We start from the raw sequence: 22,746 nt of genomic DNA, 5'->3' as shown, positions 1-22,746 counted from the left end.
AGAGGACAAAGCAGTGAGCATCCCTGCACAGAGCAACCGCTCGGCGACTCTCACCAAGGACGCCGCTCCCGGTGAGACGCTCCTGAAGGTCACCGGCCTGCAGAAGCACTTCCCGATCCACAAGGGCCTGCTCCAGCGGCAGGTCGGCGCCGTGCACGCGGTCGACGGGATCGACTTCGAGGTCAAGGCCGGCGAGACGCTCGGTGTCGTGGGCGAGTCGGGCTGCGGCAAGTCGACGATGGGCCGGCTGATCACCCGGCTGCTCGAACCGACGGGTGGCAAGATCGAGTTCGAGGGCAAGGACATCACGCATCTCGGCGTGGGCGGGATGCGCCCGCTGCGCCGTGACGTGCAGATGATCTTCCAGGACCCCTACTCGTCGCTGAACCCGCGCCACACCATCGGCACGATCGTGGGTGCTCCCTTCAAGCTCCAGGGTGTCCATCCCGAGGGCGGTATCAAGAAGGAAGTCCAGCGGCTGCTGTCGGTGGTCGGGCTCAATCCGGAGCACTACAACCGCTACCCCCACGAGTTCTCCGGCGGCCAGCGCCAGCGCATCGGCATCGCCCGCGCGCTCGCGCTCAACCCGAAACTGGTCGTGGCGGACGAGCCTGTCTCCGCGCTGGACGTCTCGATCCAGGCCCAGGTCGTCAACCTGCTGGACGACCTGCAGCAGGAGCTCGGCCTGACGTACGTGATCATCGCGCACGACCTCTCGGTCGTCCGGCACGTGTCGGACCGGATCGCGGTGATGTACCTCGGCAAGATCGTCGAGCTGGCGGACCGCGAGTCGCTGTACAAGGCGCCGATGCACCCGTACACCAAGGCTCTGATGTCGGCCGTGCCGATCCCGGACCCGCGGCGCAGGAACGAGAAGAGCGAGCGCATCCTCCTCCAGGGCGACGTGCCGTCGCCGATCTCCCCGCCGAGCGGCTGCCGCTTCCACACGCGGTGCTGGAAGGCGACGGAGATCTGCACGAGGGTCGAGCCGCCGCTCCTGGAGCTGAAGCCCGGCCAGCAGGTCGCCTGCCACCACCCGGAGAACTTCGAGGACCAGGCACCGCAGGACACGGTTCTGCTGTCCGCCGCGAAGAAGGCGGCCGAGCTCGTGGCCGACGAGGTGCTGGCGGAGTCCGCGGAGACGTCGGCGGCGGTGGCCGCGGAACGGCAGACCGGTGAGACCGCTGCCGAGGGATCCACGGATGTCGTGGCCGGGGAGCCCGCCAACGCGGCCGGTTCCGACGGTCCGGACGCGTCGGAGGAATCGGCGAGCGACCCCCAGAAGTAGTCGGACGCAGCGTCACAGACGGCGCGACATCGTCGACACGTATGCCCCGGTAGCCAGGGAACTGGCTACCGGGGCATACGTTTTAGAGAATTCCGGATCAGTTGCCGCAGTCGACGGTTGCGCATTCCGTCGGACATTCGTTGATCAGGAACTGGTCTCCCAGAACTTCCAGCCGACGGAACTCACCGGAAGTTTGGCGGTACCTGTCTTGAGTACGGTCGTCGAGCAGTTCGGATTCGTGCGGTTCGACTGCCATCCGACCTTGAAACCGTTGGAGCCGTACTGCAGGTTTCCGTACTTGTGGGCGTGAATGCCGTGCGAGTACGTGTGACCTCTGGTGACGGCCACGGACTTGGTGACGCTGGCGTGCACCGCCGCCTTCGCCGAGGCGAAGAACACGCTGGTCTCCACTTCGAGGGAGGTGGAGAGGCTGTACGTGATGGTGGACGATCTGGTGACCGAGGCGCTGATGGTGCCGCCCGGACCGTCCTTGAAGTAGGCGCCCCTCGCCGGGAGACGGTAGGGGTGGTGCGACGTGATCAGGACCCCGTATGTCGTCGGGCACGTCCTTCTCGGGGTGACGACCGCCGAGGCCGGCGCCGCACCCGCGACAACCGGAATAACTCCGGCCATGGCAAGTGTGGCTAACTTGGTCCTCTTTCGCATAGAGATTCCCTCCGTTTTTTTGTCAGGTCTCCGAGTCACTGGAGTCCGTGAAGTTGCGGCGAGCCTATGAAGTTGACCGGTGATGGTCAACGGAAATCGGGAGAGTTGAGGAACAGTTGAGCTTGCCGTATTTTGCGGTAAAGACTCGGGAACGGGTGAGTGTCCTTGTGTTCAAGTGGCGGATTTTTCGGCCCTTTCCGGTGGTTCGCCGATTCGGGACTTTCTTGAATGGTGAACCTCGGGCCCGCCGTCGGTGTTGCGGAAGCCGATCGTCAGGAGTCAACCGGCAAGTAGGCCGTGACGACTTGGCAAAGTCATGAGCATGCTCGAACGGGAGAGTGCAGAGTCCTGCGTGTCCGTCTGATCGGAAACGATCGGCACACGTACGAAAGGGACGCTGATGGCACTCTCCCGTTCGGCACGTTTAGGGGCTCTCGCGACCGCGACGGCCTCCTTCCTCCTCATCGCCGCCTCCTCCGCCCCCACCCCGGGCGCCGACGGCATCGGTGACGCCTACTTCCCCCAGCTCGGCAACGGTGGCTTCGACGCCCGCCACTACGCCCTCGACGTGGCGTACGACCCGGGCACCGACCGCCTCGACGGCCGTACGACCCTCACCGCGCGCGCCACCCAGAACCTCTCCGCCTTCGACCTGGACCTCCAGAAGCTGGACGTCACGAAGGTCGAAGTGAACGGCAGACGCGCCCACTTCACGCGGGAGGGCGACGAGATCCACATCACCACGCGCGGTCCGCTGGCCAAGGGCAAGAACTTCAGGGTCACCGTCACCTACGGCGGAGTCCCCGAAGCGTTGAGCGGCCCGATCGTGTTCGGCTCCGACTACGGGTGGATGAAGACCTCCGACGGCGTCTTCGTCGCCTGTGAGCCCAACGCCGCCTCCACCTGGTTCCCCTCCAGCGACCACCCGTCCGACAAGGCGACGTACGACATCCGCATCACGGCGCCCAAGGGCCTGACGGGAGTCTCCAACGGGCGCCTGATATCGACTCGCGACAGAGGCGGCAGCACGGTCGCGCACTGGCGGGAGAGCAGGCCCATGGCCACCTACCTCGCCACGGCGACCATCGGGAAGTTCGACGTGAAGACCGGCAGGACCCCCGCCGGGACACCGATCTACGTCGCCGTCGACCCGGTGCTCGCGAACAGCAACAGCGTCGACGTGTACGGCGTCACCGCCGAGGCCACCGACTACTGGTCGCAGGTCTTCGGCCCGTACCCGTTCGAGGAGACCGGCGCGATCGTCGACGACATGCCGCAGGCCGGCTTCTCGCTGGAGGTGCAGTCGAAGCCCGCCTACTCGGCGGTGCGCTCGGAGTCGACCATCGTGCACGAGCTGGCCCACCAGTGGTTCGGCGACTCCGTCTCGGTGGACCGCTGGAAGGACATCTGGCTGAACGAGGGCTTCGCGACCTACGCCCAGTGGCTGTGGTCCGAGCACAAGGGCATCCGCTCGGCGCACGACTCGTTCGTCGCCGGGTACGACGCACGGCCCGCGGACTCCGCCTTCTGGAAGATCACGGTCGCCGATCCGCAGCGGGACACGATGTTCGCCTCGGCGGTCTACCAGCGCGGCGCGATGACCCTGCAGATGCTGCGCGAACGCATCGGCGACACCGCCTTCTTCAAGCTGCTCCCCGCGTGGACGAAGCTGCACCGGTACGGCAACGCCAGTACCGCCGACTTCATCGCCCTCGCGGAGCGGATCTCCGGCCGCCAGCTCGACGACCTGTTCCAGACCTGGCTGTTCACCACAGGCAAGCCCGCCGTCTAGACCTTCCTTCGTAAGGCGCACACCCCGCGACAGGTGAGAATGTGGGGGTGTTCCAGCATCTGTTCAGCCCCTCCGTCCAGCACACGCTCGATCTGATCGGCATTTTCGTCTTCGCGATCTCCGGCGCTCTGCTGGCCGTCCGCAAGAACTTCGACGTCTTCGGCATCGCCGTCCTCGCGGAGATCACCGCGCTGGGCGGAGGGCTGCTGCGCGACCTGATCATCGGCGCGGTACCCCCGGCGGCCTTCACGGACCTGGGGTACTTCACCACGCCGTTCGTCGCCGCCCTGCTCGTGTTCTTCCTGCACCCCCAGGTGGAGCGCATCCAGGTCGGCGTGAACGTCTTCGACGCGGCCGGGCTCGGGCTGTTCTGTGTCACCGGCACCGTGAAGGCGTACGACTACGGGCTCGGTCTGACCGCTTCCGCCGCCCTCGGCCTCGCGACGGCCGTGGGCGGCGGTGTGCTGCGGGACGTCCTCGCCAACGAAGTGCCCTCGCTGCTGCGCTGGGACCGCGACCTCTACGCGGTGCCCGCGATCGTCGGCGCCACGATGGTGGTGCTCTGCATCCGCTACGACGTGCTCACGCCGTTCACCAGCGGCCTCGCCGTGGTCACGGCCTTCGTGCTGCGTCTGTTCGCGATGCGGTACCACTGGCGCGCTCCGCGCGCGTGGAACCGCCGCTCGACGGTGAGCGAGGAAGGGACCCCCTGACCCGGCCGGCGCCGTCCGTGCTGCCGGTGCCGTCGTGACCGCCCGTGCGGTCGATGCCGGGGGAGCCTTCGGCACCGGACGCACCGGACGCACCGTCGGCACCGGACGCGCCGGCCGGGTCTGCCGTGCCGAACGGGTCTGCCGTGTCGACCAGGCCGGACCTTCCCGAGGTGTCGTTCGGGCCTGCCGTCTCCTCCGGGTCGACCGTGGCTTCGGCGTCGGTGCTTGTGCCGGTGCCTGTATCGGTGTCCCTGGCGAACCGTTGCGTCAGCCAGCGGAACACCGCCGGCAGTTGCGGCCGCCACAGCCCCATGTCGTGGCCGCCCGCGCTGCGCGGCAGCAGCACCACGTCCACGCTCGTCGGCGGCTTCGCGATGGCCTGGATCCGCGCGCCCGCCTCGTAGCCGTCGCCGGACTCGCCGGAGAAGTAGAGCGCGATCCGGGGCGGGACACGGCCGGCGCGCAGCAGCAGCAGGGGATTGTTCCGCACACGCAGCTCCGCGCTCCGCCCGGCGAGTGAACTGCGCTCGCCCCGCGGGTCGTTGTAGCCGGACATGCTCACCGCGGCCCGGTAGCGGTCGGGGTGGGCGACGGCCAGCTTGGTGGCGCAGTGCGCCCCTGCCGAGTATCCCGCCGTCGCCCAGCCGTCCGGGGCGGCCTCGGCGCGGAAGTTGTCCGTGACCATCCTCGGCACGTCGATGCTGAGCCAGCTCTCCGCGTTCACCGTGCCCGGGATGTTCGCGCAGCCCGTGTCCGCCCGGGCCAGCAGGCTGGTGCGCGGCGCGACCAGGATGAAGGGCGCGACCCGACCGTCGCGCATCATCGGCAGCAGCTGCTCGTGCACCTTGAGCGATCCGAACCACGCCTTCGCGGAGCCCGGATAGCCCGGCAGCAGTTCCACCACGGGGAACTTCCGGTGGCGGTAGGCGGGTTGGTCGTACTGCGGCGGCAGCCAGACGTAGACCTCCGCGTTCACCCCCGACACCCGCCCCCTCAGGTCGGTGACACGCACTCCGCCGGCCTGCCCCATGCCCCGTCCGTCTGCCTGCCGGAAGGTCTGCCGCACCCTGGGCAGGCTCTCCAGCGTGACCCCGCCGGTGCCGTCCGGCCCGAGGTCGGCGGCCTGCTCGACGTGGTCGCCGGTCCCGAGGAGGTCGGCCCAGTCGTCGTACAGGCTGTTGGCGTTGTTCACGAGGACGAAGACCAGGCTGATCGCCGTGCCCTGGACGAACAGCAGCATCAGGAGCCGGGCCGTGCCGCGCACGGGCGCCGGCCCGGGGATCCGGGACCACAGGACCAGGGGCAGCACGAGGGCGACGGCACACAGCGCGACCGCGGTCAGGAGGAACGGAGTCCCGGTGAGGCTCATGTCCTTTCAGAGGAGAAGTCGGACCGATTGGTCACGGGTGATTGCGGACACTTGACGAGAAATGGCCGAATCCTCACCCGGTTGGGCGGGGTGACAGGCGTTCACGCGCCGGAAACAAGCAAAAGCTACCGCTTAGTAATTTCCTGTTGTACCGTTCACGTATGCCAGAAGCAGCTTCGGTACAGGCCGTACGGGCCACGATCGGCGACAGCGAGTTCGACCGGGACACCGCCGTCACCCTGCGCGAGGCCGGCGTCTACGACGTCGACCTCTCCGCCGGGTGGACGATCATCAGCGCCGTCAACGGCGGCTATCTGCTGGCCGTCCTCGGCCGCGCGCTCGCCGACGCCCTCCCGCACTCCGATCCGTTCACGATCTCCGCGCACTACCTGACCGCGTCCCAGCCGGGCCCCGCGGTCATCCGCACGGACGTCGTACGCACCGGCCGGACACTGTCGACCGGAACGGCGTCCCTCTTCCAGTACGACGACGAGGGCCGCGAGATCGAGCGGATCCGCGTGCTCGCCTCGTACGGCGACCTCGACACCCTGCCCGACGACGTCCGGACGACCGCGCTGCCGCCCGCGATCCCGCCGATGGACCAGTGCTTCGGGCGGCAGGACGCGCCCGCCCCGATCCCCGGCAGCTCGGCGATCACCGACCGGCTGTTCCTCAAGCTCGACCCCGCGACCCTGGGCTGGGCGCTCGGCGCGCCGTCCGGGAAGGGCGAGATGCGCTCGTGGTTCGGACTCGCCGACGGCCGCGACGCGGACCCGCTGTCGCTGCTCCTCGCGGTCGACGCGCTGCCGCCGACGGCCTTCGAGATCGGGCTGTCGGGCTGGGTGCCGACCGTCGAGCTGACCGTGCACGTGCGTTCCCGCCCCGCGCCCGGCCCGCTGCGGGTCTCGATCACCACCCGCAACCTCGCCGGGGGCTTCCTGGAGGAGGACGCGGAGGTGTGGGACAGCGCGGACCGGCTGGTCGCGCAGTCCCGGCAGCTCGCGCGGGCGCGGCTCCGCTGACCTGCCGCGCGCCCCTGTTCCAGGCCGCGCCTCACCGGTCGGGGTGAGGCGCGGCCGTTCGACTCGGACGGCCACGGCGTGTCGGGGTCTGGCGTCCACGGCATGTCAGGGTCCGATGTCCACCGCGTGTCCGTGTCCTGCGACCACCGCGTGCCCGGTACCGGCGGCCTCCGCGTGCCCGGTCCTGCGTCCATCACGTGCCCGATAGCGGAGACCACCGCCGTCGCCCGTGACCCGTCACGCCCCCACCGGCGAAGCCTCGGCCCGCCGGACGCCCACCAGCGGCCGGCGGCCCGTCCAGGCCGCCAGCCGCTGGTAGGCGTCGGCCCCTGCGGGGGCCGGCACCACCGTGCCGAAAGGCAGCTCGGGGTCCTCGCGCTCCTCGTCGGGCAGTACGCGGCCGGCGATCGCGAGCGCGAACTCGGCCAGTTCCGGATCGAGTTCGAGCGGGCGACCAAGGGACTCGGAGAGGTCCCAGGTGTGGGTGACGGCCTCCATCACGTACCCCGCGAGGGCGATACGTCCGGGCGCCTCGCCCCAGGGCACCCGCACCAGCGCCTCCAGCCGGGCGTCCTCCGTCCACGCCCCGGCGACCTCCGCCGCGGCCTCGTCGTACGCGGCGCGCCAGCCGTCGTCCGGCACGCCGTCGGCGAACGGCCGCACCGCGAGCCCGTCGCCGCCCGCCCCGATCACCGCGATCCGCCGGGTGCCGCCCACGATGTGCGACAGCAATACGCGTACGTCGAACTCGGCGCACGGAGTGGCGCCGGCCAGCTGCTCCGGCCGAACGGTCCCGATCAGTGTCGCGATCTGCTCGGCGGCGCGGGCGTACAGGGGGCGGGGGTCCATGGCGTTCATGACTGACCTCTTCCGTGTCTCGGTGTGCCCCCACCCTCGCCGCATAACCTGACAGCCTCCGTCAACATTTGCGGCGGCCCTGCGCGGGCGCGATCCTGGGCGCGTGAAGTCCGACCGCCTGCTCTCGATCCTCCTGCTGCTCCAGACCCGCGGCCGCGTCCCGGCGCACGAGCTCGCCGACCGGCTGGAGGTGTCGGTGCGCACCATCTACCGGGACATCGAGGCGCTGTCCGCCTCCGGAGTCCCGGTCTACGCCGAGCGCGGACGGCACGGCGGCATCGAGCTGCTCGCCGGATTCCGTACGGACGTCACGGGACTGACCGCGGACGAGTCGCGTGCGCTGTTCATCCTGGCCGCGCAGGGCGCGCACGCGGCTCTCGGCCTCGACGAGGCGCTCGGCTCCGCGCTCCGCAAGGTGATGGCCGCGCTGCCCGCGCCGTTCCGGCCGGCCGCCGAGGTCACCAGCAGGCGCGTCCTCGTCGACGCCATCCGGTGGAAGGGCGGGCCCCGACGAGCCGTCGACCTCGACGTGCTGCAGGACGCGGTCTTCACCGACCGCCGGCTGCGGCTGCGCTACCGGCACGGCGGGGAGACCGAACCGCGCACGTACACCGTCGACCCGTACGGGCTCGTCTCCAAGGCCGGTGTCTGGTACCTGGTCGCCGACCGGCGCGGCGGTCCGCGGCTGTTCCGCGCCGACCGTGTCCGCGCGGCCACCCTCCTGCCGGAGCCGGTGCGGCGTCGGCCGGGCGTCGAACTCGCGGACGTCTGGGAGGTGTTGCGCCGTCAGGTCGAGGAACGGCCAGGGGCTCTCGACGTCACGGTCCGGGTACGGCGTTCCCGCCTGGACATGTTCGTGCGCCTCAACGCGGCCACCCTCGCGGAGCTGCCCGAGGACGACGGCGCGAGCGAGTGGGTGACCGCGCGCCTCTCCCACGGCTCGGTCCGTGAGGCCCGCACGCTGCTGGCCTTCGGGGACGCGGTGGAAGTCCTCGCACCCGCCGAGGTGCGGCAGGAACTGGCGGCGACGGCGGCGGCCATCAGCGCGGTGTACGAGGGGGGTTGAGTGCGGCGCCGGGAAGGGCGCCGCACAGCAAAGCACAGCTTCGGCACAGCGTGGCCCTACGTGGATCTGGTGCTCTGGCCCCCGCTCGTCCGGCTTTCCTCAGCCGGTCCACGTGAACTGACCGGGAGTTGCCCCATGAACCGTCGTGCACGACTCGTCCCCGTCGTCGCCCTCCTCGCACTCTCGCCCCTGCTGGCGGCCTGCGGCTCCGGTGACTCGTCCTCCTCGAACAGCAAGACCTCCGACGGCCAGAACTGCACGCGCCCCTCCGGGATGCCGAGCGGCGCCTCCGGACGCCCCGGCGGCGCGCCCTCGGGCATGCCCTCACGGTCCGGTGCCCCCTCGGGCATGCCCACCGGGAAGGCGCCCTCCGGCAACCCCTCGGGCATGCCGAGCGGTGCTCCCGGGGGCGGCATGGGCGGCGGCCAGGGCGGCTGCGGTGGTCCCGGCGGCGGCCAGGCGGGACAAGGGCAGGGACAGGGGCAGGGACAGTCCCCCGCGCAGGGCTGACGTAGCGGGAGACCGGCCCTCGGGCGGCGGTTGCCGGGGCGGGGTGACGTGGCTCGGCGCCGCCCCGCGCCGGCCGGTCGTCGCGGTCAGCCGAGCCAGTGGCGGCGGCCGATGCTGATCAGCCGCATCTGACGGCTCGCCACCCGGGCCACCCGCTCGCGCTCCGCCGCGGAGCCGTCCAGCGCCTCCAGGAACGCCGAGGCCGCCATCAGCATGTGGTCGACGTACAGACCCGCGAGCATCAGCAGATCGTCGTCGTTCCACCCCCGCGACTCGGGGTGCTCGGCCAGCGCGTCCTTCACTTCCTCCGCGAACCGGGCCAGTTGCTCGCGGATCGCGTCCCGCACCGGCTGGACCCCGCCGTGCCGCTCGCGCGCGATGAAGCGGACGTGCGCCGGGTGCGTCGCCACATGATGGGCGATCAGTTCCACGGCGCGGGCGATGCGTTCGTCGCTGTCGCCGGCCGCGGACACCGTGTCCTCGATCATCGGGTGCAGGCTGCCGAGCGCCTCCTCGACCAGGGCCACGCCGAGATCCGCCGTCGAGCGGAAGTGCCGGTAGAAGGCGGTCGGGGCGACTCCGACGGCACGGGTGACCTCGCGCAGACCCAGGCTGCTCAGGCTCTGTTCCTCCAGAAGCGCCAACGCGGCGTCCAGCAGCGCCTGTCGGGTCTTCTGCTTCTGCGCCTGGCGGATGCCGAGAGTGTGACTCATGCCATGCAGTTAACAACTGTTCTCTGGAATTTTAAAGCCGCCGGACGCGCTAGACTCAAGAGTCAGTGAACAAGTGTTACTACAACCGTTCACTGAGTCGTCAAGTCCCGGAAACATCCGGGCCTCACTGTCGAGGCACCGGACAGTCCGGGACCGGACTGTCCGAGACTTCTTCGAGAGGCATCTCATGCTGTTCCTCGTCGCCGCACTCCTGCTGCTCGGCGTCGTCATGGGCTCCGTGGCGCACGCGCCCCTGCCCGTGACCCTCGTCGCGGCGGCCGTCATCGGCGTCTGGCTGGTCGTCTTCGCGCTGCGTGAGCGCAACACCCGCCGACGCCACCCCTCCGCCGGCTGACCGTTGGTCCCGCACCATTGCCGACCGGCCGTTGGTCCCACACCTTCACCGACTGATCGTTGGGAGCTGACTCACGTCATGGAACTCACCACGCGCACCACCGGCACGACTCGCACCGCTCGACCCGCTCACACCACCGGCACCGCCCGTCCCGCCGAGGCCGCCCGCGCCACGCGCCGGACCGCCGTCCGGGACGCGGACGGCATGGCCGTGGCCGCCTTCATCCTCGGCCTCCTCGGCCTCCTGGTCCTGAACGTCTTCCTCGGCCCCATCGCCATCGCCCTCGCCTCCGTCGCCCTGTGGCGCGGCACGGCCCGCCGCGGCCGCGCCTTCCTCGGCCTTGGCCTGGGCATCGCCGACCTGGTCGTCCTGGTCGCCTTCATGCAGTTCGACAGCACGGTGTCCTGGAGCTTCTGAGGCCGGCGCCGACGGCCGGGACCCCGACGCTGCCGCCTGCGCGGCGGAGCCGGCTTGCCGGGTGGGCAGGTGCGCCGGGTGAGCTGATCGAGGGCCCGCGCGGAGCCGGGAAGCGCGCCGCGACCCCGCGCGCGAGCCGGGGCGGGAGGTCGCGCCGGTGGGGGCCGAGGCAGGGGGAGAGCGGGCCCGTAGAATCGGGCCCACCATGGCTTACCTCGACCACGCCGCGACCACCCCGATGCTCCCCGAGGCGGTAGAGGCTCTGACCGCCCAGCTGAGCGTCACGGGCAACGCCTCCTCCCTCCACGCCGCCGGCCGCTCTGCCCGGCGGACGGTCGAGGAAGCCCGTGAGACCCTGGCGGACGCCCTCGGCGCCCGCCCCAGCGAGGTGGTCTTCACCTCCGGCGGCACCGAGGCCGACAACCTCGCGGTGAAGGGCCTGTACTGGTCCCGCAGAGATGCCGACCCCGCCCGCACGCGTGTCCTCGCGAGCCCCGTCGAGCACCACGCCGTCCTCGACGCGGTCCACTGGCTCGGTGAGCACGAGGGCGCCACGGTCGAGTACCTGCCCGTCGACACGTACGGCCGCGTCCGTCCCGAGGCCTTGCGCGAGGCCATCGCCCGCAACCCCGACGATGTCGCTCTCGCCACCGTGATGTGGGCCAACAACGAGATCGGCACCATCATGCCGGTCCGTGAACTGGCCGATGCGGCGGCCGAGTTCGGCGTCCCGCTGCACGCCGACGCCGTCCAGGCCTTCGGTCAGATCCCCGTCGACTTCGCCGCCTCGGGCCTCGCCGCGATGACGGTGTCCGGCCACAAGATCGGCGGCCCCTACGGGATCGGCGCGCTGCTTCTCGGCCGCGAGTACAGCCCCGTACCCGTGCTGCACGGCGGCGGCCAGGAGCGCCATGTCCGCTCCGGCACGCTCGACGTGCCCGCGATCGCCTCCTTCGCGGTCGCCGGGCGGCTGGCCGCCGAGCAGCGTGAGTGGTTCGCCCGCGAGATCGGCGCCCTGCGCGACGACCTGGTCGATGCCGTCCGCAAGGCCGCGCCCGACGCGATCCTCGGCGGCGACCCGGCACCGGGCGGCCGGCTGCCCGCCAACGCGCACTTCACGTTCCCGGGTTGTGAGGGTGACTCGCTGCTCCTGCTGCTCGACGCGCAGGGAATCGAGTGCTCCACCGGCTCGGCGTGCACGGCGGGCGTGGCCCAGCCGAGCCATGTCCTGCTCGCCACCGGCACCGATCCGGACCTCGCCCGGGGCACCCTGCGCTTCTCGCTCGGCCACACCTCCACGGAGGCGGACGTCGCGGCGGTGACGCGCGCGATCGGCCCGGCGGTGGAACGGGCGCGCACGGCGGGCCTCACCTGACACACGCCGGTGGGTCCCACCCGACACGCCGGTGCGCCTCGTCCGGCACCCGTCGACGGGCTCACCTGACACCCGTCGGGCCCGGTGCCTGAGGCCCGAGCCCCTCGGGTTCCCGGGACCTCGTCAGGCGGAGGCCGTCCGTGCCCGTCGTACGAGCCGCAGATACCGGTCCCAGTCCCAGAGCCGTCCCGGATCCGTGTGGTCCGTGCCCGGTACTTCCACGTGCCCGATGATGTGATCGCGGTCCACGGGGATGTCGTACCGCCCGCATATCCCGGCCGTCAGCCGTGCCGAAGCCGCGTACATCGCGTCCGTGAACGACGAGGCCCGATCGACGAAGCCCTCGTGCTCGATGCCGACACTGCGCTCGTTGTACTCGCGGTTGCCCGAGTGGAACGCCACGTCGAGCTCGCGGATCATCTGCGTGACATGACCGTCCTTGCGGACGATGTAGTGCGCGGCCGCTCCGTGCCCCGGGTCCTGGAAGACCTTCACCGCGCTCGCGAAGCTGCCCTGGGTGACATGGATGACCACCCGGTCTATCGAGTAGTCGTCGGGGCGGTCGGCCCGCCGCCAGTTCGCCGCCGACGCCGCCACCCACCGCGCGCCCCGGAAGTCCACCGCCCCCGCGACCCGGGACTTCTCCACACCCGGCAGCCGCCACCACGCGTGCGCCAGCTTCTCCCGGGCGAGCCCGGCGGCGTTCACGGCGGCCGCCGCGCCGCCGATGAGCAGCACCCGGCGCCCGACCGGCCGGTCCGCGTCCTTGGCTCCCGCCCCGGACTTGCGGCCCTGTGGCTTCCCCTTTTTCTCCCCCATGCGATCTTCAACGGATACTCGCGGGCTCCGGTTCCCGCGGCCCCGTACTCTGGAGGGGTTATGACTGACACCTCGCAGCGCCCCCTCCGCATCCTCGCCGCCATGTCGGGCGGAGTGGACTCCGCCGTAGCCGCCGCCCGTGCCGCCGAGGCAGGGCACGACGTGACAGGCGTGCACCTCGCCCTCTCGGCGAACCCGCAATCGTTCCGGACCGGCGCGCGTGGCTGTTGCACCATCGAGGACTCCCGTGACGCCCGTCGCGCGGCCGACGTCATCGGCATCCCCTTCTACGTCTGGGACCTCGCCGAGCGTTTCCGCGAGGACGTGGTCGAGGACTTCATCGCCGAGTACGAGGCGGGCCGCACCCCGAACCCGTGTCTGCGCTGCAACGAGAAGATCAAGTTCGCCGCCCTGCTCGACAAGGCGCTCGCGCTCGGCTTCGACGCGGTCTGCACGGGCCACTACGCGCAGGTGATCGTCCGCGAGGACGGCACGCGCGAGCTGCACCGTGCCTCCGACATGGCCAAGGACCAGTCGTACGTCCTCGGGGTCCTGGACGACCGCCAGCTCGCCCACGCGCTGTTCCCGCTCGGCGACACGGTCACCACCAAGGACGAGATCCGCGCCGAGGCCGAGCGCCGCAGCCTGGCTGTCGCCAAGAAGCCGGACTCGCACGACATCTGCTTCATCGCCGACGGCGACACCCAGGGCTTCCTCGCGGGCCGGCTCGGCAAGTCCGAGGGCGACATCGTCGACGAGTCCGGTGCCAGGCTCGGCACCCACGAAGGCGCGTACGGCTTCACCATCGGGCAGCGCAAGGGGCTGCGCATCGGTACCCCGGCCGCCGACGGCAAGCCGCGCTACGTCCTCGACATCTCGCCGGTGAACAACACGGTGACGGTCGGCCCGGCCGCCTCCCTGGACGTGTCCGCCCTGACCGCGGTCAAGCCCCGCTGGTGCGGCGCGGCCCCGACCGGCCCCGGCACCTACACCGCCCAGCTCCGCGCCCACGGCGGCGAGACCGAGGTGCGCGCCGAACTGGTCGACGGCTCCCTCGAGGTCCGTTTCACCGAGCCGGTCCGCGGCGTGGCCCCGGGCCAGGCGATCGTGCTGTACGAGGGCACACGCGTGGTCGGTTCGGCGACGATCGCGGCGACCACGCGCGCGACGGCGGACGTCTAGGACCAGGTCCGGAGAGTGAGGGGTGTCGTTCGGATCACCGGGGAGCCGGAGTCGTCCGAACGAGAACCCCTAGCTCTTCGCCCCGAAGAACTCGGCCAGCACAGGCGCGAGCACCTGCGGGTCCACCATGTGGGTCTGCCCGTCCAGAGTGCGGTACGACCCCTGTGGCGCCGCCTCCGCGACGGTGCGCGCCGCCGCACGCATCCACGCGGGGCTCGCGTCGCCCGCGATCGAGAGCACCGGGACGGTGACGGCGGCCAGCCGCTCGCGGGGCACCCCGCTGTCGCCCATAGCGGCGTTGTCGTACGCCAGGGTCGGCGCGATGGCCTCCATGCCGGGCCAGGCGTGGGACATGCGCACCCCGGCGATCATCTCCGGGGGTGTGCCGACGAGGGTCATGAACAGTTCGACGGCGTCGCCCCGCCGGTCCTGGGCGAGCAGCTCGGTCAGCCGCTCGGTGTACTCCGCACGGCCCTTGGCGGCCACCTCGTCGACGGCGAACGGCGTCTCGTAGACCGCGACTTCGCGGACGGGCAGCCCGCTCGCCGTCGCCTCCAGGGCCAGCGCGCCGCCCGACGAGATGCCGTACAGCGCCGCGCCGCCCCCGAAGGCGTCGATCAGTGCCGCGATGTCCTCGACCTCCCGGTCCACCGCGAAGGGGGCGGTGTCGCCGCTGTCGCCGCGGCCCCGCCGGTCGTAGGTGACGGCGCCGAAGCGGTCCGAGAGGGCCTGCGCGAGGGGTGCCAGCGTGGCACCCGTGCACATGGCGCCGCCGACCAGGACGACCGTCGGGCCGTCACCGTAGCGTTCGTACGCGATGGGGGTCCCGTCGCGCGAGATGGTCTGCTTGTCCATGCCTGTAGAGACTGCCGGGCGACCGGGAACTCATCGCGTCACCACGCCCGTGTGCGCCCGGAACTCAGGACACGTCCACTTCGTAGAAGCAGAGGTGGTCCTTGATCCCGGCGACATCGGGCTTGGGGTCGGGGTAGGCCCACACGAGATCGGCCGCGTCGGGGCGCGACCAGTAGGACGCGGTGCCCTTGAAGGGGCAGTACGTGTGGGTGTCGGAGGGCGTCAGCAGATCCAGCCGGACGTCCTCGGGCGGGAGGTAGTAACGCACCGGACAGCCGGTCTCGCGCAGCACCAAGGGGCGGTCGGTCTCCGCCAGGACCTGGCCGCCGTGCACGACGCGGACATGCTGGGTGCCCTGCTCGATGGTGATCGTGTGTCCTTCAGCCATACCCGGAAAGCGCTCGCGGGCCCCGAATCGTTCCCGCGTACGGTGAAGACATGAACATCTGCGTCTTCCTCTCCGCCGCCGACCTCGACGACCGCTACACGCGCCCCGCACGGGAGTTCGCCGAACTCCTCGGCAAGGGCGGCCACACCCTGGTCTGGGGAGGCTCCGACGTCGGGCTGATGAAGGTGGTCGCCGACGGAGTGCAGGAGGCCGGCGGGCGCCTGGTGGGTGTCTCCGTGGACTTCCTGGCCGCCAAGGCCCGCACGGGCGCCGACGAGATGGTCGTCGCCCGCGACCTGGCTGAGCGCAAGGCGCTGCTTCTGGAGAAGGCCGACGGGGTGGTCGTCATGGTCGGCGGCACCGGGACCCTCGACGAGGCGACGGAGATCCTGGAGCTGAAGAAGCACGGGAAGACGGAGAAGCCGGTGGTCCTGCTCAACACGGCGGGCTTCTACGACGGTCTCAAGGAGCAGTTCCGCCGTATGGACGCCGAGGGCTTCCTGCCGCGGCCGCTCACCGACCTGGTGTTCTTCGCCGAGGAGCCGGTGGGGGCGCTGGCCTACCTGGAGGAGAGCTTCGGCACCCGGTGAGGCGTCGGCACCCGGTTCGGGGTCGGCGTCCGGTGATGCGAGCATGGCGTCCATGCCTACACATGTGATCACCGGGGCCGGTTCCGGCATCGGCGCGGCCGTCGCCCGCCGTCTGCACGCGCGCGGGGACGAACTCGTGCTCCACGCGCGCGACGCCGGCCGCGCCAAGGAACTGGCCGCCGCGTTCCCCGGGGCGAAGACCCTGGTCGGTGACCTGGCGGACCCCGACAAGCTCTCCTGGGCGTTCTCCCACCAGTCGCTCCCCGGTCGCGTCGACTCCCTGCTGCACATCGCGGGCGTGGTCGACCTCGGCCCGGTCGGCGAGCTGACCCCGAAGTCCTGGCGCCACCAGCTCAACGTCAACCTGATCGCCCCCGCCGAGCTGACCCGCCACTTCCTTCCCCAGCTCCGCATGGCCCAGGGGCACGTGGTCTTCGTGAACTCCGGCGCCGGCCTGAACGCCCACGCCGACTGGTCCGCGTACGCCGCCTCCAAGCACGGCCTGAAGGCCCTCGCCGACTCCCTGCGGCACGAGGAGCACGGGAAGGGGGTCCGGGTGACCTCCGTCTACCCCGGCCGCACCGCCAGTCCCATGCAGGCCAAGGTCCACCAGCAGGAGGGCAAGGCGTACGACGCGGCGAAGTGGATCGACCCCGAATCGGTGGCGACGACGATCCTGATGGCGCTCGACCTGCCCCGGGACGCCGAGGTCAACGACCTGACGGTGCGCCCGGGCGGCTGACCTCCCCGCGGGATTCCGTAGGCTTCCGGCGTGAGCGAAAACAGCGAGTTCAGGTTCGGTCCCGCCACCGGGGTCGGGTCCATGCCCGGCGGTGACGCGCGGGAGGCCGCGAAGACCGTCACCGGTTCCCTCGACGACTTCCCGTTCCTCGCCGAACTGCCCGTGCGGGGGCCCGGGGCGGACATGATCGGCCGGACGGCGGGAATGCTCGTCGAGCTGTACGCGCGCGTGGAGCCCAGCGGCTGGCGGTTCGGGGACCGGCCGGGCCGGGACACCAAGCGGGCCAGGTCGTGGCTGGGGGAGGACCTCGACGCCCTGGAGGAGTTCACCCAGGGGTACGAGGGCCCTCTGAAGGTGCAGGCCGTCGGTCCCTGGACCCTCGCCGCAGCACTGGAGCTGAGGAACGGCGAGTCCGCCCTCTCCGACCCGGGAGCCTGCCGCGACCTCGCGGGATCGCTCGCCGAGGGACTGCGCCTCCACCTCGAAGACGTGCGCCGCCGCATCCCCGGGGCCGAGATCGTCCTGCAGCTCGACGAACCCTCCCTCGTATCCGTGCTCCGCGGCCAGGTGCCGACCGCCAGCGGCTACCGCACCCACCGCGCCGTGGACCGCCAGGTCGCCGAGGCCACGCTCCGGGACGTCGTCGGCGTGCACGGTGGCGGGCCCGTCGTGGTCCACTCCTGCGCGCCGGACGTCCCCTTCGCCCTGCTGCGCCGGGCGGGCGTTTCGGCGATCTCCTTCGACTTCTCGCTCCTCACCGAGCGTGACGACGACGCGATCGGGGAAGCGGTCGAAGGCGGTACCCGTCTCTTCGCCGGTGTCATCCCCGGCGTGGACGTCCCATTGTCGGACCCTGCCGGTAGCGTCATGGGTGTCAGGACGCTGTGGCGCAGGCTGGGGCTGCGGCCGGGTCTTCTCGCGGAGGCGGTCACGCTCACTCCGTCGTGCGGACTCGCGGGGGCCTCTCCCGACTTCGCGCGCAAGGCTCTGGCCCACTGCGTCCGGGCGGCGAGATCCCTCGCGGACAACCCAGAGTAACGGGAGGACACAACGGTGGCCGGCGAACAGCACGCAGAGCCCACATCGGTACCCGCCGAGGCACGGGAGCGGCACGCGCAGCTCGCTGAGCAGATCGAGGAGCACCGCGTCCGGTACTACGCGAAGGACGCTCCCGTCATCAGCGACGCGGAGTTCGACACGCTCCTGCGCTCCCTGGAGGCGCTGGAGGACGAGTACCCCGAGCTGCGCACACCGGACTCGCCGACGCAGAAGGTCGCCGTCGAGTACGAGACCGACCTCGACGAGGTCGAGCACCGGGAGCGCATGCTCTCCCTCGACAACGTCTTCGACGACGCGGGACTCGCCGCCTGGGCCGGCCGTGTGGCCAAGGACGTGGGCTCGTCCGGCTACCACTTCCTGTGCGAGCTCAAGGTCGACGGCCTCGCCGTGAACCTGACGTACGAGAACGGCAGGCTCACCCGCGCGGCCACCCGGGGCACCGGCCGGACCGGCGAGGACATCACGCCCAACGTCATGACGATCGCGGAGATCCCGCACCGGCTGAAGGGCGATCGCGTCCCCGGGCTCGTCGAGATCCGCGGCGAGGTCTACTTCCCGATGGACGCGTTCGAGGGTCTCAACGCACGTCGTGTGGCGGCCGGGGAGAAGCCGTACGCCAACCCCAGGAACTCTGCCGCGGGTTCGCTGCGCCAGAAGGATCCCGCGGTCACCGCGACGCTGCCGCTCCACATGGTCGTCCACGGCATCGGCGCCCTGGAGGGCTTCGAGGGCCTCGGCCGGCTCTCCGAGGCCTACGGCCTGCTGCACACCTGGGGACTGCCGACCACGCGGTACGCCAAGGTGGTCGACGACCTCGACGGTGTACGGGAGTTCATCGCGTACTACGGGGAGAACCGCCACTCAGTGGAGCACGAGATCGACGGAGTGGTCGTCAAGCTCGACGAGATCCCCCTCCAAGGGCGGCTCGGCTCCACCGCGCGAGCACCGCGCTGGGCGATCGCCTGGAAGTACGCGCCCGAGGAGGTCAACACCAAGCTCGTCAACATCCGTGTCGGTGTGGGCCGTACGGGCCGGGTCACGCCGTACGCGCAGGTCGAGCCGGTCACCGTCTCGGGCTCGGAGGTCGAGTTCGCCACCCTGCACAACCAGGAGGTGGTGAAGGCCAAGGGCGTCCTCATCGGTGACACGGTGGTGCTGCGCAAGGCCGGTGACGTCATCCCGGAGATCCTCGGACCGGTCGCCGACCTGCGCGACGGCAGCGAGCGGGAGTTCGTGATGCCGGCCGAGTGTCCCGAGTGCGGCACGGCGCTGCGGCCCATGAAGGAGGGCGACATCGACCTTCGCTGTCCCAACGGCCGCGGCTGCCCCGCCCAGTTGAGAGAGCGTGTCTCCTACCTGGCGGGCAGGGAGTGTCTCGACATCGAGCACTTCGGCAACGTGGCCGCGGCGGCGTTGACCCGTCCGCTGAAGCCGGCCGAGCCGCCGCTCGTCGACGAGGGCGACCTCTTCGACCTCACGGTCGAGCAGTTGCTCCCCATCACGGCGTACGTCCTCGACCAGAACAGCGGTCTGCCCAAGCGGGACCCCAAGACGGGTGACGAGAAGGTCGTCACGGTCTTCGCCAACCAGCAGGGCGAGCCCAAGAAGAACACCCTCGCCCTGCTCGACAAGATCGCCGAAGCCAAGAACCGTCCGCTCGCCCGCTTCATCAACGGACTCTCCATCAGGCACGTCGGCCCGGTGGCCGCCGAGGCGCTGGCCCGCGAATTCCGCTCCATCGACCGCATCGAGCAGGCCACCGAGCAGGAACTCGCCGCGGTCGACGGCGTCGGCGGCATCATCGCCGCCTCGCTCAAGGAGTGGTTCGCGGAGGACTGGCACCGCGAGATCATCCGCAAGTGGCGGGCCGCCGGAGTCCGGATGGAGGACGAAGGCGCGGGCGAGGACGAGGGGCCCCGCCCGCTCGAAGGGCTGACCGTCGTCGTCACGGGAACGCTCGAACACCACACGCGGGACGGTGCGAAGGAGGAACTGCAGAGCCGTGGAGCAAAAGTGACCGGTTCTGTTTCGAAGAAGACATCCTTCGTCGTGGTGGGTGACAATCCTGGCTCGAAGTACGACAAGGCGATGCAGTTGAAGGTTCCGGTCCTCAACGAGGAGGGCTTCGCCGTCCTGCTCGCACAAGGACCGGACGCCGCGGCGGAAGTCGCGCTTCCGAACGAGGAATAGCGGTTGAAGGCCACCCGTTCGGCGCATATCAGTTGCATACGGGTGGCCAGGTCGCATTCGGGCAACCGTCGTCGACCGCTGCCCGTGGAAGCCTTCCGCGGCCTACTGTTGAGGTGTGCGCCTGCCGTGCCCGGCTGCGGTCGGCGCATCCCCTGCTCCGCACGAGCCAGGGGAAGGGTTTTTCGACGCGGCACCGTTGGCAGTTGTCGCCGGCAACGGACCGCGTGGCGTGGGCACCGCCGGCAGTGAGAGGGACGGGAATGGAACCGACCGAGAGCGCCGCCCCCGAACCACGGCTGCGCCTGCGCCGGATGACCGGCGCGTGGCTGGCAGGCCTGCGGACGGGGCGGCCTTCGGAGCGCCCCGCCCCGAGCGGGCTCGGCGCCGCACCGCTCGCCGCTCCCACCCACCCCGGCGTCGGCCGGCTCACCGCCGAGCGAGGCGGACTGCCCGGCCAGGACCCCGAACGCCACATGTCCTGGCCCGCACTGCCGTCGGCGGTCGTGGCCACCGCCGCGTTCGTCCTGGGCGCCGGTTTCTACCGGGCGTTCAGCGGCCACCACGCGCTCTTCCCGTGCGGCGCCGTCGGCTGGTCGCTGGCGCTGCTGACCGGCATCATCGTCGGCCACCTGGTCGCCCTCGGCCGTGCCCGCTGGTGGGGCGGCACCGGCTCCGGCGCGGCACTCACCCTCGCGGTCCTGCTCCTCTACGGCTGGGTCCCCGCCGGCATGGTCAGCCTGACCGTCGTCTTCCTGGTCGGCATGGCCCGGCGCAACCGCTGGCGGCAGGGCGTGCTGCACGGCGCGGTCGACATCCTCGGCATCGGCGCCGGAGCCCTGGTCCTCGCGTCGTTCGGGCGGTTCCCGAGCGTCGAGGCGCCCTGGGACCCCGAGACCTGGACGCTCTACGCCGCCCCCCAGGTGATCCTGGTCGCGGGCGCCTATCTCGCCGTCACCCGCGCCCTGCTCTGGTACCTGCACGCGCCGCGCGGCGGCGGCCTGCCCACCGTCGCCCGTACGGCCCTGGTCAGACAGGGACTCGTCGCCGTGGCGCTGCTCGGGATCGCGCCGCTGGTCTGTGTCGTCGCGATGGCCCAGCCGATGCTGCTGCCGCTGTTCTCGATCCCGCTGATCGCCCTCGACTCCACCCTGTGGATAGCCCGCGCACGGGCCGAGGAGCAACTGCGCGACCCGCTGACCGGGCTGCCCAACCGTCAGTGGCTGCTGGAGCGCACCTGGACGGCCCTGGACGACGCCGAGCGCATCGGCGCACGCTCCGCCCTGATGCTGATCGACCTGGACCGCTTCCGTTCGGTGAACGACACGCTGGGGCATCTCGCCGGCGACCGGCTGCTCCTCCAGATAGCCGACAGACTGCGGCTCGCACTGCCGCGCGGGGCGGAGGCCGCGCGGCTCGGAGGGGACGAGTTCGCCGTCTTACTGCCCGTCGCGGACTCCACCACGTCGGCCACACGGGTCGCCCGCAATCTGGTCGCCGCCCTAGGCTCGCCGCTCGACCTCGACGGACTCACCCTCGTCCTGGAGGCCAGCGCCGGTCTCGCCGTCTTCCCCGACCACGCGCTCGACGCGGAGGGGCTGCTGCGCCGGGCGGACGTCGCGATGTACCAGGCGAAGCGGGACCGCACGGGCGTGGAGGTGTACGAGTCCAAGCGGGACTCCAACACCCCCGACCGGCTCGGCCTGCTGGGTGACCTGCGCCGGGCCCTGGACGCCGGCGACGTCGAACTGCACTACCAGCCCAAGGTCCGCTTCGACGGACAGGTGGCCGGACTCGAGGCACTGGTCCGCTGGGTGCACCCCGAGCGCGGCAAGGTACCGCCGGACGAGTTCATCGCCATCGCCGAGTCGTCCGGGCTGATGCCGCACCTCACCGAGTACGTCCTGGAGACGGCCCTCGCGCAGGTCGCGCGCTGGCGGGCCCAGGGACTCTTCGTGCCGGTCGCGGTGAACGTGTCGCCGCGCGACGTCCACACGCCGGGGTTCGCCGGATCCGTCGCCGCGCGTCTGGCCCGGCACGGGGTCCCCGCGGGAGCGCTCCAACTGGAGATAACGGAGCACGTGCTCCTGGAGGACCCCCAGCGCGCCGCCGACACCCTGGCAGGTCTCACCGGGCACGGCGTGAAGATGTCGCTGGACGACTTCGGCACCGGTTACTCCTCCCTGGTCCATCTGCGCCGGCTCCCGGTCAGCGAGCTGAAGATCGACCGCTCGTTCGTCGCACGGCTCGCCGTGGACACCGAGGACGCCGAGATCGTGCGCTGCACCGTCGACCTCGCGCACTCGCTGGGTCTTCTCGTCGTCGCGGAGGGCGTCGAGGACGACGAGACGTGGGAGCGGCTGCGTGACCTGGGCTGCGACGCCGTGCAGGGCTGGCTGGTCGCCGCCGCGATGCCGCCCGACGAGGCCACGGCGTGGCTGCTCGCCCGGGGGTCCCGCGGCTGGCAGCGGCCGCGGGCCGCGCTGCCGGCGGCGGAGTAGCCCCCACGGTTCCTGCCGGGCATCCTCACCGGCCTCCGGCCGGGCACAGCCTCACCGGCCTCCGGCCGGATGCCTCCTACCCCCGCACCACCCGTTCGCCGTCCCCCGGCAGGCCGAGCTCTCCCGTTCGGCCATCCGGCCGTCGGCGGCGGTCGGTTGTGAGGTGGCCTGGCCGGCCGCGTGCACCCCACGGACGCGCAGTCGCCGATGGCGGGGAACCTCCGACGGAGAGTTCACCTGTCCGGAGGGGGCACGGGTGGTGGGTGGGTGGGTGGGACG

General features: G+C 71.2%; 22 protein-coding genes. 15 read left to right on the top strand and 7 right to left on the bottom strand.

What is annotated here, in order from left to right; genetic code table 11:
* Nucleotides 1-13: 13 nt before the first annotated feature.
* Nucleotides 14-1,288, top strand: coding sequence for an ABC transporter ATP-binding protein (locus tag ACWD68_RS09210; RefSeq protein ID WP_451805829.1), 1,275 nt, complete (start codon nucleotides 14-16; stop codon nucleotides 1,286-1,288).
* A 144-nt stretch (nucleotides 1,289-1,432) separates the two neighbouring features.
* Here ACWD68_RS09210 and ACWD68_RS09205 read toward each other — a convergent pair whose 3' ends face one another.
* On the bottom strand, nucleotides 1,433-1,954 hold the full coding sequence (locus ACWD68_RS09205; protein WP_451805828.1) for a hypothetical protein: 522 nt from the start codon (nucleotides 1,952-1,954) through the stop codon (nucleotides 1,433-1,435).
* Between the two features lie 400 nt (nucleotides 1,955-2,354).
* On the opposite strand from ACWD68_RS09205, the gene ACWD68_RS09200 reads away from it, so the two are divergent.
* Together ACWD68_RS09200 and ACWD68_RS09195 are read left to right on the top strand one after the other, a co-directional pair.
* Nucleotides 2,355-3,746, top strand: a complete 1,392-nt coding sequence (locus ACWD68_RS09200; protein WP_451805827.1) for a M1 family metallopeptidase — start codon at nucleotides 2,355-2,357, stop codon at nucleotides 3,744-3,746.
* A gap of 47 nt (nucleotides 3,747-3,793) precedes the next feature.
* Nucleotides 3,794-4,459, top strand: coding sequence for a trimeric intracellular cation channel family protein (locus tag ACWD68_RS09195; RefSeq protein ID WP_451805826.1), 666 nt, complete (start codon nucleotides 3,794-3,796; stop codon nucleotides 4,457-4,459).
* On the opposite strand, the gene ACWD68_RS09190 is transcribed toward ACWD68_RS09195, so the two are convergent.
* Nucleotides 4,359-5,828 carry an alpha/beta hydrolase-fold protein gene (locus ACWD68_RS09190; protein ID WP_451805825.1) on the bottom strand — a complete coding sequence of 490 codons (1,470 nt, stop codon included), beginning with the start codon at nucleotides 5,826-5,828 and terminating at the stop codon, nucleotides 4,359-4,361. The two genes, ACWD68_RS09195 and ACWD68_RS09190, sit on opposite strands and share 101 nt — an antisense overlap.
* Nucleotides 5,829-5,989: 161 nt before the next feature.
* Between ACWD68_RS09190 and ACWD68_RS09185 the strand changes: the two genes are divergently transcribed.
* Nucleotides 5,990-6,850 (top strand): thioesterase family protein, encoded by an 861-nt coding sequence (locus ACWD68_RS09185; RefSeq protein ID WP_451805824.1) that lies wholly within the window; start codon nucleotides 5,990-5,992, stop codon nucleotides 6,848-6,850.
* A 237-nt stretch (nucleotides 6,851-7,087) separates the two neighbouring features.
* Here ACWD68_RS09185 and ACWD68_RS09180 read toward each other — a convergent pair whose 3' ends face one another.
* Nucleotides 7,088-7,708 carry a TIGR03086 family metal-binding protein gene (locus ACWD68_RS09180; protein ID WP_451805823.1) on the bottom strand — a complete coding sequence of 207 codons (621 nt, stop codon included), beginning with the start codon at nucleotides 7,706-7,708 and terminating at the stop codon, nucleotides 7,088-7,090.
* Nucleotides 7,709-7,811: 103 nt separating this feature from the next.
* On the opposite strand from ACWD68_RS09180, the gene ACWD68_RS09175 reads away from it, so the two are divergent.
* A complete protein-coding gene (locus ACWD68_RS09175) occupies nucleotides 7,812-8,774 on the top strand; it encodes a helix-turn-helix transcriptional regulator (RefSeq protein ID WP_451805822.1) in 963 nt (320 codons plus the stop codon).
* 135 nt (nucleotides 8,775-8,909) lie between these two features.
* On the top strand, nucleotides 8,910-9,284 hold the full coding sequence (locus ACWD68_RS09170) for a hypothetical protein (RefSeq protein WP_451805821.1): 375 nt from the start codon (nucleotides 8,910-8,912) through the stop codon (nucleotides 9,282-9,284).
* Between the two features lie 86 nt (nucleotides 9,285-9,370).
* On the opposite strand, the gene ACWD68_RS09165 is transcribed toward ACWD68_RS09170, so the two are convergent.
* Nucleotides 9,371-9,997, bottom strand: coding sequence for a TetR family transcriptional regulator (locus ACWD68_RS09165; protein ID WP_451805820.1), 627 nt, complete (start codon nucleotides 9,995-9,997; stop codon nucleotides 9,371-9,373).
* 187 nt (nucleotides 9,998-10,184) lie between these two features.
* On the opposite strand from ACWD68_RS09165, the gene ACWD68_RS09160 reads away from it, so the two are divergent.
* From ACWD68_RS09160 to ACWD68_RS09150, 3 genes are all read left to right on the top strand, one after another.
* Entirely contained in the window at nucleotides 10,185-10,352 is a 168-nt protein-coding gene (locus ACWD68_RS09160) for a hypothetical protein (RefSeq protein ID WP_451805819.1), read from the top strand.
* 204 nt (nucleotides 10,353-10,556) lie between these two features.
* Entirely contained in the window at nucleotides 10,557-10,769 is a 213-nt protein-coding gene (locus tag ACWD68_RS09155; RefSeq protein ID WP_451805864.1) for a DUF4190 domain-containing protein, read from the top strand.
* Between the two features lie 205 nt (nucleotides 10,770-10,974).
* Nucleotides 10,975-12,144, top strand: coding sequence for a cysteine desulfurase family protein (locus tag ACWD68_RS09150; protein WP_451805818.1), 1,170 nt, complete (start codon nucleotides 10,975-10,977; stop codon nucleotides 12,142-12,144).
* 123 nt (nucleotides 12,145-12,267) lie between these two features.
* Here ACWD68_RS09150 and ACWD68_RS09145 read toward each other — a convergent pair whose 3' ends face one another.
* Nucleotides 12,268-12,963 carry an N-acetylmuramoyl-L-alanine amidase gene (locus ACWD68_RS09145; protein ID WP_451805817.1) on the bottom strand — a complete coding sequence of 232 codons (696 nt, stop codon included), beginning with the start codon at nucleotides 12,961-12,963 and terminating at the stop codon, nucleotides 12,268-12,270.
* Nucleotides 12,964-13,023: 60 nt separating this feature from the next.
* On the opposite strand from ACWD68_RS09145, the gene mnmA reads away from it, so the two are divergent.
* Nucleotides 13,024-14,145 carry a tRNA 2-thiouridine(34) synthase MnmA gene (gene mnmA / locus ACWD68_RS09140; protein WP_451805816.1) on the top strand — a complete coding sequence of 374 codons (1,122 nt, stop codon included), beginning with the start codon at nucleotides 13,024-13,026 and terminating at the stop codon, nucleotides 14,143-14,145.
* A 69-nt stretch (nucleotides 14,146-14,214) separates the two neighbouring features.
* On the opposite strand, the gene ACWD68_RS09135 is transcribed toward mnmA, so the two are convergent.
* Nucleotides 14,215-15,000, bottom strand: a complete 786-nt coding sequence (locus ACWD68_RS09135) for an alpha/beta fold hydrolase (RefSeq protein WP_451805815.1) — start codon at nucleotides 14,998-15,000, stop codon at nucleotides 14,215-14,217.
* A gap of 64 nt (nucleotides 15,001-15,064) precedes the next feature.
* Nucleotides 15,065-15,388, bottom strand: a complete 324-nt coding sequence (locus ACWD68_RS09130; protein ID WP_451805814.1) for a DUF427 domain-containing protein — start codon at nucleotides 15,386-15,388, stop codon at nucleotides 15,065-15,067.
* A 50-nt stretch (nucleotides 15,389-15,438) separates the two neighbouring features.
* Here ACWD68_RS09130 and ACWD68_RS09125 point away from each other — a divergent pair, with 50 nt between their 5' ends.
* From ACWD68_RS09125 to ACWD68_RS09105, 5 genes are all read left to right on the top strand, one after another.
* Nucleotides 15,439-15,978, top strand: coding sequence for an LOG family protein (locus ACWD68_RS09125; RefSeq protein ID WP_451805813.1), 540 nt, complete (start codon nucleotides 15,439-15,441; stop codon nucleotides 15,976-15,978).
* A gap of 52 nt (nucleotides 15,979-16,030) precedes the next feature.
* The gene (locus ACWD68_RS09120; RefSeq protein WP_451805812.1) at nucleotides 16,031-16,720 is read left to right on the top strand and encodes an SDR family oxidoreductase; all 690 of its coding nucleotides are present in this window, start codon (nucleotides 16,031-16,033) and stop codon (nucleotides 16,718-16,720) included.
* A 30-nt stretch (nucleotides 16,721-16,750) separates the two neighbouring features.
* The gene (locus tag ACWD68_RS09115; protein ID WP_451805811.1) at nucleotides 16,751-17,758 is read left to right on the top strand and encodes a methionine synthase; all 1,008 of its coding nucleotides are present in this window, start codon (nucleotides 16,751-16,753) and stop codon (nucleotides 17,756-17,758) included.
* 15 nt (nucleotides 17,759-17,773) lie between these two features.
* Nucleotides 17,774-19,969, top strand: coding sequence for an NAD-dependent DNA ligase LigA (gene ligA, locus ACWD68_RS09110; RefSeq protein ID WP_451805810.1), 2,196 nt, complete (start codon nucleotides 17,774-17,776; stop codon nucleotides 19,967-19,969).
* A 260-nt stretch (nucleotides 19,970-20,229) separates the two neighbouring features.
* On the top strand, nucleotides 20,230-22,467 hold the full coding sequence (locus tag ACWD68_RS09105) for a putative bifunctional diguanylate cyclase/phosphodiesterase (RefSeq protein WP_451805809.1): 2,238 nt from the start codon (nucleotides 20,230-20,232) through the stop codon (nucleotides 22,465-22,467).
* Nucleotides 22,468-22,746: the final 279 nt, after the last annotated feature.

It is taken from the genome of Streptomyces sp. NPDC005141 (assembly GCF_053599975.1).
Note: the sequence above shows the minus strand (reverse complement) of the source record. Positions and strands in the feature narration are given on the sequence as shown.

Excerpts from the sequence above, each read along its gene's own strand:
- ACWD68_RS09130 (WP_451805814.1), bottom strand. The coding sequence starts at position 15,388 with ATGGCTGAAGGACACACGATCACCATCGAGCAGGGCACCCAGCATGTC.
- ACWD68_RS09185 (WP_451805824.1), top strand. The coding sequence starts at position 5,990 with ATGCCAGAAGCAGCTTCGGTACAGGCCGTACGGGCCACGATCGGCGAC.
- ACWD68_RS09180 (WP_451805823.1), bottom strand. The coding sequence starts at position 7,708 with ATGAACGCCATGGACCCCCGCCCCCTGTACGCCCGCGCCGCCGAGCAG.
- ACWD68_RS09170 (WP_451805821.1), top strand. The coding sequence starts at position 8,910 with ATGAACCGTCGTGCACGACTCGTCCCCGTCGTCGCCCTCCTCGCACTC.
- ACWD68_RS09200 (WP_451805827.1), top strand. The coding sequence starts at position 2,355 with ATGGCACTCTCCCGTTCGGCACGTTTAGGGGCTCTCGCGACCGCGACG.
- ACWD68_RS09145 (WP_451805817.1), bottom strand. The coding sequence starts at position 12,963 with ATGGGGGAGAAAAAGGGGAAGCCACAGGGCCGCAAGTCCGGGGCGGGA.
- ACWD68_RS09125 (WP_451805813.1), top strand. The coding sequence starts at position 15,439 with ATGAACATCTGCGTCTTCCTCTCCGCCGCCGACCTCGACGACCGCTAC.
- ACWD68_RS09105 (WP_451805809.1), top strand. The coding sequence starts at position 20,230 with ATGGAACCGACCGAGAGCGCCGCCCCCGAACCACGGCTGCGCCTGCGC.
- ACWD68_RS09205 (WP_451805828.1), bottom strand. The coding sequence starts at position 1,954 with ATGCGAAAGAGGACCAAGTTAGCCACACTTGCCATGGCCGGAGTTATT.
- ACWD68_RS09155 (WP_451805864.1), top strand. The coding sequence starts at position 10,557 with ATGGCCGTGGCCGCCTTCATCCTCGGCCTCCTCGGCCTCCTGGTCCTG.
- mnmA (WP_451805816.1), top strand. The coding sequence starts at position 13,024 with ATGACTGACACCTCGCAGCGCCCCCTCCGCATCCTCGCCGCCATGTCG.
- ACWD68_RS09165 (WP_451805820.1), bottom strand. The coding sequence starts at position 9,997 with ATGAGTCACACTCTCGGCATCCGCCAGGCGCAGAAGCAGAAGACCCGA.
- ACWD68_RS09150 (WP_451805818.1), top strand. The coding sequence starts at position 10,975 with ATGGCTTACCTCGACCACGCCGCGACCACCCCGATGCTCCCCGAGGCG.
- ACWD68_RS09135 (WP_451805815.1), bottom strand. The coding sequence starts at position 15,000 with ATGGACAAGCAGACCATCTCGCGCGACGGGACCCCCATCGCGTACGAA.
- ACWD68_RS09120 (WP_451805812.1), top strand. The coding sequence starts at position 16,031 with ATGCCTACACATGTGATCACCGGGGCCGGTTCCGGCATCGGCGCGGCC.
- ACWD68_RS09160 (WP_451805819.1), top strand. The coding sequence starts at position 10,185 with ATGCTGTTCCTCGTCGCCGCACTCCTGCTGCTCGGCGTCGTCATGGGC.
- ACWD68_RS09190 (WP_451805825.1), bottom strand. The coding sequence starts at position 5,828 with ATGAGCCTCACCGGGACTCCGTTCCTCCTGACCGCGGTCGCGCTGTGT.